This is a genomic window from Arthrobacter sp. 01T425 (assembly GCF_056398725.1).
Map to the genome: position 1 here is coordinate 39637 of NZ_JBFTPY010000013.1, position 13683 is coordinate 53319.

Sequence of the window (13683 nt, forward strand, 5' to 3'; positions counted from 1 at the left end):
TTGCGTGACAAATTTTAAATACCTCCTTGTGGTCTATGTCATATCTCGCTCTCGGTCTGTACTGTATGAATCGGCTGGTATCCGTGGGGGCGGGCCGGGCGACCGCCCGGTGAGTTCCCGCCAGTCCGTTGGGCCCGGCGTTGGAGTCGGGCCGTTCCTTTACGAAAGGTTCAAACACTCGTGACATCACCAGGAAAGAGCTTCCTTCGAAGCGGGGGACTCCGGAGGGCCGCGGCACTGACCCTGGGCTTGCCGGTTCTTCTGTCCAGCATCGCGATCGCCCCCGCCAATGCGGCCCCGGCGCAAGGCCCGGGCGTAGCCGGCGTCGCACAGAAGAATATTGATCCGAACAACTACAAGGACGGCCGCTACATAGTGGTCATGGCGGAGAAGCCTTCCGCGACTTACGACGGCGGGACGGCCGGCCTGCCGGCCACCAAGCCTGCCTCCGGCAAGAAACTGGATGCCACCAAGGCCGAAGTCAAGCAGTACAAGGCCCACCTGGAACAGAAGCAGGCCCAGGTGGCCGGCCAGCAGGGCGTCAAGATGCAGCGCCAGTTCACCGCAGCCCTCAACGGCTTCAGCGCCAAGCTGACCGCGGACCAGGCCGTGAAACTGGCCCGGGACCCGTCGGTCCTCGTCGTCGCGCCGGACACGGAGAACGCACCCGATTACTCCACCGCCGACTTCCTGAAGCTCAGCGGGCCCAACGGCACGTGGAACACCAAGTTCGGCGGCCAGGACGCGGCCGGCAAGGGCGTCGTGGTCGGCGTCATTGACACCGGCTACACCCCCTCCAGCGCCTACTTTGCCGGCCAGGAGGTCAAGCCCCTCACCGGAAATCCCGTCGTCGGCGTGCCGTACCGCACCCCGGACGGCAAGATCGCGATGCTCAAAGCCGACGGCGAAACATTCAAGGGCGAATGCCAGGTCGGCACCGACTTCGACGGCACCGCCTGCAACTCCAAGGTCCTGAGCGCCCGCTACTTTGGCGAGGACTTCGCGGCCACTGTCCCGCCGGAAGACTGGGCTCCGGGCGAACGGCTGTCCCCGGTCGACGCCGCCAGCCACGGAACCCACACCGCCAGCACGGCTGCCGGCAACGCCAATGTCGAGGCCATGGTTGACGGCAGGAGCTTCGGGCTGACCAGCGGCATCGCGCCGGCCGCCAAGCTCTCCGTTTACAAGGTCTGCTGGGAAGACAACGATCCCAACTCCGGTGGGTGCTACTCGTCCGCGTCCGTCGAGGCCATCAACAAGGCCATCGAGGACGGCGTGGACGTCCTGAACTACTCCATCTCCGGCGCCACGGATACCACCACCGATCCGGTCTCCCTGGCATTCCTGTCCGCCGCCTCGGCCGGGATCTTCGTCGCGGTCTCCGCCGGCAACTCCGGCCCGACCGCCAGCACCGTCAACCACGGCGCGCCCTGGCTGACCACGGTCGCGGCCACCAGCTTCTCGCAGGAACTGCAGGGCACGGTCGAGTTCTCCGACGGCAGCAAATACCGCGGCGCCAGCATCATGAACGGCCAGGTTTCCAATGCCGGCGTCGTGCTGGCAGCTAACGCAGGAGCCGCAGGGAAAGCCAGCCCGAATCTGTGCGGCCCCGATTCGCTTGACCCGGCCAAAATCGCCGGCAAGGTTGTGGTCTGTGACCGCGGCGTCGTGGACCGCGTCGCAAAGAGCGCCGAAGTCAAGCGCGGAGGCGGCGTCGGCATGATCCTCGTCAACCTGTCCGTCTCCTCACTGGACACGGACAAGCACTCGGTCCCCACCGTCCACGTGAACCCGCCCGCCACCGAGGCCATCAAGGCCAAGGTCACGGCCAATCCGGCCATCACGGTTTCCCTGGTCAACAAGGACACCACCGGGCTGCCCCTCGAGGCGCAGCCGCAGATCGCCGGGTTCTCTTCCCGTGGCCCGCTGCTCGCTGAAGGCTCCGACCTCCTCAAGCCCGACGTCGCGGCGCCCGGCGTGGCCGTGCTGGCCGGCGTTTCGCCGATCGGCACCGGAGGCGACAACTTCGGTTTCCTTTCCGGCACCTCAATGGCCTCCCCGCACGTAGCCGGCTTCGGCGCGCTGATCCTGGCCATGAAGCCCACGTGGTCCCCGGCGGCGGTCAAATCCGCGATGATGACCACCACTAGCGACGTCAAGAACGCCGACGGATCCAAGAACACCGATGTCTTTGCCACCGGCGCAGGCCAGGTGGACCCGGCCCGCGTGCTGGATCCGGGCCTCGTCTACGACGCCAGCGAGGCAGACTACCTGGAGTTCATCCACGGAACCACCAAGGCGCGGGACATGAACCTGCCCTCCTTCGCCCTGGGCAACCTGGCCGGGAAGATCGAGGTCACCCGCACGCTGACCGCCCTGACCCCGGGGGTCTACAAGGCCCAGTTCAACGTTCCCGGCATCAAGGTCAGCGTGACCCCGGCTGTTCTGAACTTCCGCGCCGCCGGCGAGAAGCGCACGTTCAAGATCTCCTTTGAGAACCAGGGCGCGCCCCTGGGCAAGTTTGCGACCGGTTCGCTGAGCTGGCAGGGCGCCAACAAGAATGTGGCGTCGCCGATCGCTGTCCGTCCGCAGTCCGTCGTGGCCTTGTCCGATGTCGCCTTCACCTCCGAGGGCGGCAGCGGTTCCGGTGCCATCAAGGTGGTCTCCGGCACGAACGCGCCGATCAACATGACCCTCGACGGTCTCTCGAAGGCCGACTCCACGGCCGCCGAGCTCGTCCCGGGCCCGTTCACCGGCGCCCCGGATGCCTCCAACGTGGTCAAGGACGTCACAGTCGTGGCCGGCTCCCCGCTGGCCAAGTTCTCGGTCATTTCCGCGGATCCGAAGGCTGACTTCGACATGTACGTCATGACCCCGAACGGTCCGCTGACGGTCGCGACGTCGTCGGCCAGCGAATCGGTGTCCATCCCCAACCCGACCCCGGGTAAGTACACGATCTACGCCAACCTGTACGCCAGCCCGAACAACCAGGCCACCAAGGCCTCGGTCGACGCCGCCGTGCTCGGCAAGGTCGAGGGCAAGGCCTCGCTGAGCCCGAACCCGCTCCGGCTCGCCAACGGCAAGGCCGGCAAGGTCACGCTGAGCTGGGATGGGCTTCAGGTCGGTTCGTACATCGGCCGGGTCACCTTCGCCGGTGCCAGCGATCCCACGTTCGTCTCAGTCCTGGTGACCCCGGCCGGGACCGTTGTGGTCCCGCCGACCTCCGAGGACCAGGATTCCAATGACGGTCCGGGTGACGACGCCGATGGCGACAACTCCCACAAGGACAAGAAGGACAAGGGCAAGAAGGTGAAGGAGGAGCAGGGCAAGATGCAGAACAGCGATCAGTCCTTCGCCCCGAACTACGCCATCTAGGCGACGCCATTTAGGCAGAAGCAGCACCAAAATACGGCATCGGCCGGCGGCTCACACCGCCGGCCGTTGCCGTTTAATCCGCCAGGGGCGGAGCCGGGAGAGCCGAGCGCGCGGGAAAGGTCGGGGCGGACCCGGTCCCGGGCCGGCCGGCGGAGCCGGGAGAGCCCAGGGGCCGCGGGCGTCCGTGCCGTGAAGGCTCAGATTGCCCCGGTGGATCCCGCAACCCCGCCCAGCAGCGGCGCCATCGCCCGCCAGCGGGCGATCTCGCAGCCATCGGTGCGGCTGAACGTGCTGTGGACTTCCCGGCCCAGGAACCAGCCGGTCACCACGGCGACCTGCGGACCCCCGTACTGCTGCGTGCACATCTTCGGCGGCCCCGGCTTGGGAAAGAAGATCGCCTCGCCGTGCTGCGTGACCGCCGCGAGGGCGGCCGCCGAATCCGGCAGCGTGGACGCCGGGGCGACGCTGCCGCCGTCGACCGCCAGTCGGAAGGTGTACTCCGGCGCTTCCGGGGCCTCCGTCAGCCGGACGGTGAGATCGATCTCGTGGTGGCTGTGACGCTCGTGGGTGGCGGTCATTGCTGTCCTTCCGTGTGTTCGGGGGCAGGGCCGGAACCCATCGACTGGAGCAGGGGAGCGAGCTCCTGCAACAGCCGCTGCCGCAGTACTTGTGATTCGGCTGAAAAAGCCCGCTGGTGCTCAACGTACGCAGCTTTGCCCTCGGGCGTTTCGATCCTGATGGCGGGATAGCCCCACTCCTGCAAGTCGTACGGCGACGCCCGCATGTCCATGGCCCGGATCCGCCACGAGAGTTCGAAACAGTCCATGACGAGCTCGCTGGGCAGCAACGGGGACAGCTTGTAGGCCCACTTGTAAAGGTCCATGTTGGCGTGCAGGCAGCCCGGCTGCTCCATGGCGCGCTGGTTCTCCCGGCTGGGAACCATGCTGTTCAGCGGAACTGCGTCCGGGGTGTAGAAGCGGAAGGCGTCGAAGTGCGAGCACCGGATCCGGTTCTCCTCCACCACCTCGTCGGTGCGCCCGGACCCCAGCCGCAGCTGCAGGTACTCGTGCCGGAGATCGAACTTGTCCTGCCGGTAGACCATGGCCCACTCGTGCAGCCCGAAGCAGCCGAACTGGGCCGGCCGCGCGGCAGTCCCGGCCAGGATGATCCCTGCGAACTGCAGTGCCTCCCGGCGCTCCCTCAGGAAGGCGTCGACGTCGACCGTCACCGCCGGCGACTCCGCCGGCAGCCCGGCGGCCGCGAGTTCTGCGGCGTCGGCCGCGCGGTAATACTTCCACCCGGTCCGCGCCTCAGCCTCGGGGCCGGAGAGCACGACGCCGGCGCCCGGGTGCCAGCGCAGCAGCTGTCCGGGCTTCTGGGTGTAGTAGGTGAAGAGGAAGTCCTCCACCGGGTGCTTCCGGCCGGCGGAGCGCCGCTCGAGGTAGGGGTCCGCGTAGCGGCGGACATGTTGGACGTGGGCGGTCTGGCGCGGCAGCCATTCTTCCTGCTGGAGGTGCAAGGGCTTAGCTCGCCCCGCCGGATGAGCCCAGAACATCTTTGGCTGCGTTCCAGGCGGCGATTTCACAGCCGTTTGTCAGGCTGAAGCTCGCCTGAACCGCCCTGCCATCCACGACGCCGGTGACGGTGGCCACCTGCGGGCCGCCGTACTGCTGGGTGCAGGTCTGATTCTTGGCGGGCGGGGCGGGGCTGAGGATGGCCGGGTTGTTCTTGATGGCGATGCACGCGGCGGCGGCGTTGGGGTGCTGACTTTCGGCCGCCGGAACCCCGTTTTGGCACACCAGCGTGAAGTTGGCCGCGGTGCCGGTTTCGTTCGGCTTGACCATGATGGCGAGTTCGGCGTTGCCCTTGCCCGGTCCGGACGGCAGCGGGACGGCGGAGGGGGACGGTGCCGGCGAGGTCGTCTCCGTCTCCGGCGACGGCGAGCCCGACGGCGCTGTGGGTGACGGGCTGGAGGGGGTGCCCGACGTCGTGCTGGGGGAGGGAGAAGGTGTGGGCCCGCCGTTCGGCGTGCAGGCGGCCAGTCCGGCCACGGCCATCAGGACGGCCGCCAGGACAAGTGCCGGGCGGCCCGATTGCGTGCGCATCAGCAGTCCTCCTCTGTTTTGCCCAGTCTACCGCCGGGGCGCGTCCTCCGGGCCGGGCCGTGTGGCGGCGATCAGGTCCATCATGGTGGCGTGAAGCTGACCGACCTGTTCACGGGTCAGGCCCAGCCGGGCCATCATGATGCCCGGGACTTCGGTGGCCTGCTCCCGAAGGGCGGCGCCGCGCGGCGTCAGCCGGACATCCAGGGTGCGCTCGTTGCCTTCCATCCGCTGGCGGGTGATGAAGCCGGCCGTCTCGAGCCGGCGCAGCAGCGGCGAGATGGTTGCCGGCTCCTGCGCCAGGGCGTCGCTGATGTCGCGGACCGACCGCGGGCTCGCTTCCCACAGACACAACATCACGAGGTACTGCGGGTGGGTCAGGCCGAGCCTGTCCAGGACGGGCTTGTAAGCGCCCACGACGCTGCGGGAGGCTACCGTCAGGGCGAAGCAGAGCTGCTGTTCCAGCAGGAGGTCGTCCTGCGCTGCCTGGGCGTCCGGCAGGCCGTTCGTGGCGTGGCCGCCCTGAATTGCTGGGGTTCCTTGGGTCACACCGACTCCTTCGAATGATTAGTGCACTAATGATTAGCGTACACTGGGAGCATTGTCTTGCTCCCAGGAAAGGATAGCCATGGCAAAGGAAAACGCCGTCGAGAGGTTCATGCGGGCCACCGGGAAGTTCCGGGCGGTGTTCGGGCCGGCCAACCGCAGTTCACTCGGCCACGAGATGACCGACCAGAACAGGCGGCTGCTGGCGGCGCGGCAGGCTGAAACTGAACAGTGGGAGACCTTGCACCGGCCCGACGGCAGCACTTATGTAGTGCCCCGAAACCCTGACGACAAATCCCTGCGCTAGGTCCCTTTTAGCGCCACCCCACCCGGGCCATTTCCCGCTGCCGGGCGTAAAATGAGGGCACTGACACACCGCTGTGCAGCATCCTGAACCATCCGGGACGAGGAAAGGGGGTGGGACTAGTGACACGTGCTGTCAGAGCTTTCATGGAAAAGACCGACAAACTGAGGCTGCTGTTCGGGCCCGCAAATCGAGGCGACACCGCGGCGCCTGTAGTTCACAAGCACGACGACTTCGAGCACGCCTCGGAAGACGACCTGGCAGGTTTCGAAGTCGAGACGGACGACCACGGACACCACTACGCTGTCCGGAAAACGGATCTCGGGAAAGAAGAGGTCTGACTAGGCCCGCTTCGCCGGTTCCGGGTGCCGGGGGCGTCCTGGGCGGCCGCGTGGTACGCGGCCGGAAACGTGGGAATTCGGCCGGAGTTGTGGGGAAGCGGCCGACGACGGGCGGAGACGGGGAAGGGAGCGGCAGGTGCCGCTCCCTTCCCCGTCTTTATGCGGTCCGGGGTCCGCCCGGATGCGCAGGTGCGGCTAGCGGCCGGTGCCGCCGTAGACCGTGGCCTCGTCCTCGCTGTCGAGGTCAAAGGCCCTGTGGATGGCGCGGACGGCGTCGTCGAGCAGATCCGCGTGGGTGACCACGGAGATCCGGATCTCCGAGGTGGAGATCATGTTGATGTTGATGCCGGCCTCGGAGAGGGCCGCGAAGAAGCGGGCGGACACACCCGGGTGCGAGCGCATGCCGGCGCCGATCAGCGAAAGCTTGCCGATCTTCTCGTTATATTCGATGCTCTCAAAGCCGATCCGGTCCTGCGCGGCGTGCAGGGCGGCCAGGGCCTCGGCGCCTTCAACGATCGGGAGGGTGAAGGAGATATCGGTCCGGCCCGTGCCGTGGGTGGACACGTTCTGGACGATCATGTCGATGTTCGAGTGGGCGTCCGCGATGACCTGGAAGATCGCCGCTGCCTTGCCGGGGATGTCAGGTACGCCGACAACCGTGACCTTGGCTTCGGACCGATCGTGTGCCACACCGGAGATGATTGGCTGCTCCAAGGCAACTCCCTCTTGAGTCGTGATCTTGTCGTCGGCGCCCGGCAGAACCCAGGTGCCTTCGTTCTGGCTGAATGAGGAACGGACGTGCAGGGGCACCCCAAAGCGGCGGGCGTATTCAACACAGCGCAGGTGCAGAATCTTAGCGCCGGACGCGGCCAGTTCCAGCATTTCCTCGCTGGAGATGCGGTCGATCTTTCGGGCGGACGCGACCACGCGCGGATCGGCCGTGTACACGCCGTCGACGTCGGTGAAGATCTCGCAGACATCGGCGTCGAGCGCCGCGGCGAGGGCCACCGCCGTCGTGTCCGACCCGCCGCGCCCGAGCGTCGTGATCTCGTTCGTCGTGTGGCTCATGCCCTGGAACCCGGCCACGATCGCGATGTGCCCCTTGTCCAGGGCGGTGCGGATGCGGTGCGGGTCGACGTCGATGATCCGGGCCTTGCCGTGGATGCCGTCGGTGATCATGCCGGCCTGGGACCCGGTGAAAGACTGGGCCGAGGCGCCGAACTTGTTGATGGCCATGGCCAGCAGCGCCATGGAGATTCGTTCGCCGGCGGAGAGGAGCATGTCCATTTCGCGGGCGGGCGCGGAATCGGTGACCTGGCCGGCGAGGTCAAGGAGCTCATCGGTGGTGTCGCCCATGGCGGAAACCACCACGACGACCTCGTCGCCGGCGTTTTGGGCATCCACGACCCGCCGGGCGACGCGCTTGATGCCTTCTGCGTCAGCCACCGAGGAACCGCCAAATTTCTTCACGACAAGGTGCTTGGTGGCGGCGGCCGAGACGGGCAACGTCTGCGATCCGGGCTGGACTTCGGTAGTGGGCAAACTCATTCGCGCACCCTCACTGGATCATCGGGGTTCTGGGCCAGGCAACCAAACGGCGCGACGGCGTAACTTCTCACCCCAGTTTATCGCCGTGCCGCCCGCGCCGTTGAATTGTGACCGAATGGCAGACACGGCGGGTTTTGTCTCCACCGGACATGCCCATCGCTGCGGGCAAGGAGTGGACATGCTCTCCCGTTCCGCGGGACATGCTCATTCTTGGCGGCCTGGAGTGGGCTTGACGGCATTGTGTCCAGTCCTGGGCGCGGACGCTGGACATGTCCGCCGGGGCAGGGTGGGGGAGTTCGGGCCAGGAGTGGACATGCTCTCCCGTTCCGCGGGACATGCTCATTCTTGGCGGGCTGGAGTGGGCATGAGGGCATTGTGTCCATTCCCGGGCAGGGGCGCTGGACATGTCCGCCGGGGCAGGGTGGGGGAGCTCGGGTCAGGAGTGGACATGCTCAGTGCTGCCGCGGGACATGCTCATTCTTGGCGGGCAGGAGTGGGCGTGAGGGCATTGTGTCCATTGTTGGGTGCGGGCGCGGGGCATGTCCGCTGGGCGTGGGCGTGGGCGTGGGCGTGGGCGCGGGGCATGTCCGCTAGCCGCGGTCCAGCCGGTAGCGCCAGGACGGGAGCTGCTTTCCCGCTGTGTCCTCCGCGACGGGGAAGAAGCGGTCCTTCCGGAAGCCCAGGCCCTCGAGTAGCCTTCGGGACGGGAGATTGGGCTCGTAGACTCCCGCGAAAATGGTCTCGCTGCCGCGGGCGCCGAAAAGCCAGTCGACCAGGGCGCCGGCGGCCTCCCGGCCGAGACCGAGCCCGTGGTGCTCCGGGTGAAGAACGTAGCCCAGGCTGGCTGAGTCTGCGGGAATCCGGCCGGGCGCCGGGGGTTCCTGCGTGTTCCAGGTCCGGGCGTCGCCAACGACTTCACCGGTGGCCCGGAGCTCGATCGCCCAGCCGAAGTGAAACCACTCGGCCGTGGAGGATGCCGCCGCGGACAGTGTCTGCTCAAGCCGGGCGCTGTTCTGCGCGGGGGTGAGCGGACCATGGGACAGGTACCGCGTGGCCGCCGGATGGGCCCGGAACCGGAGCAGGGCGCCGGCGTCGTCCGCTGTCAACGGACGCAACAGCAACCGCCCGGTGAGGAGCGGCGCCGGGGTGCCGCTGCCGGTGGTTGCCACGAATCCGTCAGCTCAGCTCAGGGCGTTGCGGCGGCCCTCGAAGGCCCTGCCGAGCGTGACTTCGTCGGCGTATTCCAGGTCCCCGCCCACGGGCAGGCCGGACGCCAGCCGGGTGACGGCGATGCCAATCGACTTGAGCATCCGGGCCAGATACGTCGCCGTGGCCTCGCCCTCGAGGTTGGGGTCGGTGGCGATGATGATTTCCTGAATGGCACCGTCGTTGAGCCGGGTCAGCAGCTCACGGATCCGGAGCTGTTCCGGACCGATCCCGGCGATCGGATTAATCGCGCCGCCCAGGACGTGGTACCTGCCGCGGAAGGACCGCGTGCGCTCCACCGCCAGGACGTCCTTGGATTCTTCGACGACGCAGATCACCGTGGGATCCCGGCGCGGGTCGCGGCAGATGTTGCACAGTTCCTGCTCGGTCACGTTCCCGCAAACCGTGCAGAACTTGACCCGTTCCTTCACGGTGGTGATGGCATCGACAAGCCGCTTCATGTCCTGGGGATCAGCCTCGAGGATGTGGAAGGCCAGCCGCTGGGCTGACTTCGGCCCCACTCCGGGAAGGCGTCCGAGCTCGTCGATCAGCTCTTGAACTGCGCCTTCGTACACAATGTCCTCGTTCTTTTGGAGTGGGGCCGGGGCCAGCCGGCAGGGGGTCTGCTAGAAGCGGGGCGGCAGGGGGCTTCCATCCAGGGAGCGCTCCTCCACCAGTTTCCCGCCCAGAATACGCTCGACGGCGGCCCGGCCGAAGACGCCCGATTCCTCGATCGTTTCGTCGTCGGCGCTGGGGATGTCCTGTACGTAGACGGTGGTCGCGGCGGCAGCTCGGGTGGGGGCCTTCGCCCGCCCGGCCTCGGCCTCGGGACTGTTCGACAGCCGCTGGTACAGGCTTTGCCGGCCTGCCGGGGCGGCGGCCTCGGGAGCGGCAGTGACCGCAACAGCCTCCGCGACGGCAGCTACGGCAGCGGCGGCCACACGCGGCGCAACAGACTCCGCGACCGCCGGCGCCGGAGCCACTTCGGCCCGGGCCGGGTGGTCCGAGGCCAGTCCGGACGGCGCGGACACGACACCCGCGTACTCCGGGATCTGTGCCGCCGCCGGCTCGTAGTGCACAGGCTTCGGCTCGGGCTCGGGCGCAGCGGGTTCGACATCCGGGCTCGTGTACCGGCCGAGGTTCGAATCTGTGCCGACCGTCCAGACGCCGGGTGACTGCTCGACGGCGCGGGCCCACGCGTCATCCGACGCGTCCGGGTCTGCGCCCGGTGTCCGGGCCGGGGAACCAACGGTTTTGGACGCCGGCGCGGCAGGGGACTTGCGGGCCGGAGCGGTAGCGGCAGCCGCGGGCTCGGGGCGGCGCGGCGTGGCTACGGGCGAGGGGTCCCAATCCATTGGTGGTTCCTCGTCCAGCGGAGGGGCGTCCTCGTCCCGGGGCGGTCCCCAGTCGTCATCGGCGTCGGCGTAGGACCCGGAAGGCTCCGAAGGGCCGTCCGATTCGGCTGCTGGCTCGGCTGCGCGGACCGGCGCCTGGGCTGCGGGGGCGGGTGACTGCGGTTCCGCTGCCGGCGCGGCGGCACGGACCTGAGCCGGGGCCGCGGGGGCCGGAGTGGGTTGCGTCGAAGGCATTGAGGCGGCGGGAACGTGCGCCGGGGCCACCCGCGAGGGGACGGCTTCAGCGGCATCGTTGGCCGGAGATGGGGCCTGCTGGGGAGCCGGGCTCAGGCCCCAGGCGACGTCGGCCGATGTCGCCTGGCTTGCGGACGATGCCGGGGTCTCCGGGCTAGCCGGCGGCGCTTTTGGGTTTGGCTCAGAGCTCGCTGGGCTGTTGCTGCTGCCGGCCACGGCCCGGATCTGGCAATCGATGCCGATGGTCTTGTGGATCGCCTGCCGGAGGTTCTCGGCGTGGTCGGCCCGGCCGAAGGCGCCCGCCAGCCCGGCGGTGGTGAACGCGAGGGTCAGGACGTGGTCTTCGAAGTGGCCGACCTGGGCGTTGGGTTCCACCAGCGCCCAAGTGCTGCGTTTGATCTTGGTGAGCGTTTGCAGGATCTCGGGCCAGGCGCGGCGCAAAACCTCCACGTCGGCTCCGGGTCCGGCGGCGGAGCCGGGAGCGGGGCTGGGAACAGCGGCAGGCGCCCGGCCGGGCTCGGCCGGCTCGGGACGCGCGGGGACGGAGGGTGCTGGGGTAGATGCCGCCGGGGCAGACGGTGCAGGGGCGGATGGGGCAACCGTTGGGGCAGTCGCCGACGCGGGCAGGGACGGAGGCGCGGCGGCGGGACCTGCGGCAGGGGCGGGCCGGCTGGCCGCCGCGGGTTCGTCCACAGGCCAGTCGCTGGTGCTGACCCGTGGTGCCGTCAGCGGTTCTCGGATGGGTTCGTCCTGCCGGGCGGGCGCGGAGACTGTGGCCGGCGGCTGCTCGCCCTGACGCGGGGCGGAGGGGGTGGTGGTCGGGGCAGCCGGCGCGGCGTGCGAAGGTGCGGCGGGCACGTGCGCTGCCGGCAACTGTGGCGCGGCTGCCTGCTCCGTGCGTGCAGGCGGAACGGTGGCAGGTGCGGGGGCGCTGGCGAGGGGAGCCCCGACGTCGTTCCCGGCGTAGTTCAACCGCCGCTCGACGCGGTCGATCCGGGCCGCAATGCCGCGCTCGGTCTGCTCGGAGCTGGGCAGCAGGATGCGGGCGCACAGCAGTTCCAGGTGCAGGCGCGGAGAGGTGGCCCCGGTCATGTCCGTGAGCGCGGTATTGGTCACGTCAGCGGCGCGGGAGAGCTCGGCCGCCCCGAGGTTGTGGGCCTGGTTCTGCAGCCGGGCAATCTGGTCCGCCGGCATGCCGCGGAGGATGGACTGGGCGCTTTCGGGCATGGCCTGGACGATGATGAGGTCGCGGAAGCGTTCCAGCAGGTCCTCGACGAAACGCCGGGGATCGTGCCCGGTCTGGATGACGCGGTCCACAGCGCGGAACACCGTGGCGGCATCCGACGCCGCGACGGCCTCGACGACGTCATCGAGCAGGGAGGCGTGCGTGTAGCCCAGGAGGGCGACCGCGAGTTCGTAGTCCAGTCCGTTTGGTCCGGCGCCGGCCATGAGCTGGTCGAGCACGGAGAGGGAGTCGCGGACCGAACCGCCGCCCGCGCGGATGACGAGCGAGAGCACCCCGGGCGCCACGGGGACGTTCTCCTGGGTGCAGAGCAGCTCCAGATACGCCATGAGAGGCTCCGGCGGCACCAAGCGGAAAGGGTAGTGGTGCGTGCGGGAACGGATGGTGCCGATGACCTTGTCCGGCTCCGTGGTGGCGAAGATGAACTTGATGTGTTCCGGCGGTTCTTCGACGATCTTGAGCAGGGCGTTGAACCCGGCCGACGTGACCATGTGGGCTTCGTCGATGATGAAGATCTTGTAGCGGTCCCGGACGGGGGCGTAGGTGGCCCGTTCCCGGAGGTCGCGGGCGTCGTCCACGCCGCCGTGGCTGGCGGCGTCGATCTCGATGACGTCCAGGGAGCCGGAGCCGCCGCGGGCGAGTTCCACGCAGCTGGGGCACTTGCCGCAGGGGGTGTCTGTGGGGCCCTCGGCGCAGTTCAGGCAGCGGGCCAGGATGCGGGCGGAGGTGGTTTTGCCACAGCCGCGGGGGCCCGAAAAGAGATAGGCGTGGTTGACGCGGTTCTTGCGCAGGGCCGTCATGAGAGGCTCGGTGACGTGCTCCTGCCCGATAACGTCCGCGAACGAATCGGGGCGGTATCGACGGTAGAGGGCGGTAGTAACAGTCACAGATAAACCCTACCAATCGGCACAGACATAAAAGACCCCTCATGCACCCGCCAGAGCCCGTTTACCCTTGCTACCTTCCGGTCCTGGGGGAGTTCAACAGGATGACGCCACATGAGGGGCCGTCAGCAAGTTTACCTGACGATTGGGTGTGCCCCGAATTGGCCCGGTTTGGCCCTTAATCCTCGGCGGGACATGCCCATTTTTCGCGGCAGCTGCGGGCTGCAGGAGTGGGCGCGGTGGGACTGTGTCCAGCGGTCGGGCGGGCGCAGTGGGCATGTCCAAGTGGCGGGAGTGGGCAGCGTGGGGCATGCCCATTCTTGGCGGGAAGGAGTGGGCTATTTGGGGCTATGTCCAGCCCTCGGGCGGGCTGTGGGGCATGTCCAGTCGCGGGAGTGGGCAGTGTGGGGCATGCCCATTCTTGGCGGGAAGGAGTGGGCTATTTGGGGCTATGTCCAGCCCTCGGGCGGGCCGCGGGGCATGTCCCGCGGAGGAGCCGCAGGCCGGGGCGGGGAGGCTCAATTGGGCGAAGCCGGAAAGTTCAG

Annotated in this window: 11 protein-coding genes and 1 other RNA gene; 3 read left to right on the forward strand and 9 right to left on the reverse strand. The window is 68.3% G+C overall.

The genetic code is table 11. The features are described 5' to 3' along the window. Positions 1–180 precede the first annotated feature (180 nt). Complete coding sequence (locus AC1DNG_RS14950) at positions 181–3375, forward strand: S8 family serine peptidase (protein WP_476887664.1); 3195 nt, start codon at positions 181–183, stop codon at positions 3373–3375. A 197-nt stretch (positions 3376–3572) separates the two neighbouring features. Here the strand turns inward: AC1DNG_RS14950 and AC1DNG_RS14955 are convergent, their stop codons facing one another. From AC1DNG_RS14955 to AC1DNG_RS14970, 4 genes are read right to left on the reverse strand one after another with little or no spacing between them, the layout of a single operon-like run. Then, on the reverse strand, positions 3573–3953 hold the full coding sequence (locus AC1DNG_RS14955) for a serine protease inhibitor (RefSeq protein ID WP_476871037.1): 381 nt from the start codon (positions 3951–3953) through the stop codon (positions 3573–3575). Then, positions 3950–4930: a 3-methyladenine DNA glycosylase gene (locus AC1DNG_RS14960; protein ID WP_476874079.1), complete on the reverse strand. Its 981-nt coding sequence runs from the start codon at positions 4928–4930 to the stop codon at positions 3950–3952. Before AC1DNG_RS14960 ends, AC1DNG_RS14955 begins: the two co-directional genes overlap by 4 nt. After that, a complete protein-coding gene (locus tag AC1DNG_RS14965; RefSeq protein ID WP_243181456.1) occupies positions 4899–5480 on the reverse strand; it encodes an SSI family serine proteinase inhibitor in 582 nt (193 codons plus the stop codon). The genes AC1DNG_RS14960 and AC1DNG_RS14965 overlap by 32 nt, the downstream gene beginning before the upstream one ends. Before the next feature lie 27 nt (positions 5481–5507). Next, a complete protein-coding gene (locus AC1DNG_RS14970) occupies positions 5508–5978 on the reverse strand; it encodes a MarR family winged helix-turn-helix transcriptional regulator (protein WP_476850579.1) in 471 nt (156 codons plus the stop codon). Positions 5979–6105: 127 nt separating this feature from the next. On the opposite strand from AC1DNG_RS14970, the gene AC1DNG_RS14975 reads away from it, so the two are divergent. Together AC1DNG_RS14975 and AC1DNG_RS14980 are read left to right on the forward strand one after the other, a co-directional pair. Continuing rightward, positions 6106–6330 (forward strand): hypothetical protein, encoded by a 225-nt coding sequence (locus AC1DNG_RS14975; RefSeq protein WP_028278007.1) that lies wholly within the window; start codon positions 6106–6108, stop codon positions 6328–6330. A gap of 143 nt (positions 6331–6473) precedes the next feature. Beyond that, positions 6474–6668 (forward strand): hypothetical protein, encoded by a 195-nt coding sequence (locus AC1DNG_RS14980; RefSeq protein ID WP_043436631.1) that lies wholly within the window; start codon positions 6474–6476, stop codon positions 6666–6668. 195 nt (positions 6669–6863) lie between these two features. Here AC1DNG_RS14980 and AC1DNG_RS14985 read toward each other — a convergent pair whose 3' ends face one another. From AC1DNG_RS14985 to ffs, 5 genes are all read right to left on the reverse strand, one after another. After that, a complete protein-coding gene (locus AC1DNG_RS14985; RefSeq protein WP_018774393.1) occupies positions 6864–8216 on the reverse strand; it encodes an aspartate kinase in 1353 nt (450 codons plus the stop codon). Positions 8217–8806: 590 nt separating this feature from the next. After that, positions 8807–9385, reverse strand: coding sequence for a GNAT family N-acetyltransferase (locus AC1DNG_RS14990; protein WP_476850515.1), 579 nt, complete (start codon positions 9383–9385; stop codon positions 8807–8809). 12 nt (positions 9386–9397) lie between these two features. Continuing rightward, entirely contained in the window at positions 9398–9997 is a 600-nt protein-coding gene (recR, locus tag AC1DNG_RS14995; RefSeq protein WP_018774392.1) for a recombination mediator RecR, read from the reverse strand. A 51-nt stretch (positions 9998–10048) separates the two neighbouring features. Continuing rightward, positions 10049–13141: a DNA polymerase III subunit gamma and tau gene (locus AC1DNG_RS15000; protein ID WP_476887665.1), complete on the reverse strand. Its 3093-nt coding sequence runs from the start codon at positions 13139–13141 to the stop codon at positions 10049–10051. Between the two features lie 27 nt (positions 13142–13168). Then, positions 13169–13265, reverse strand: an RNA gene (ffs, locus tag AC1DNG_RS15005) — signal recognition particle sRNA small type. Between the last annotated feature and the right edge of the window lie 418 nt (positions 13266–13683).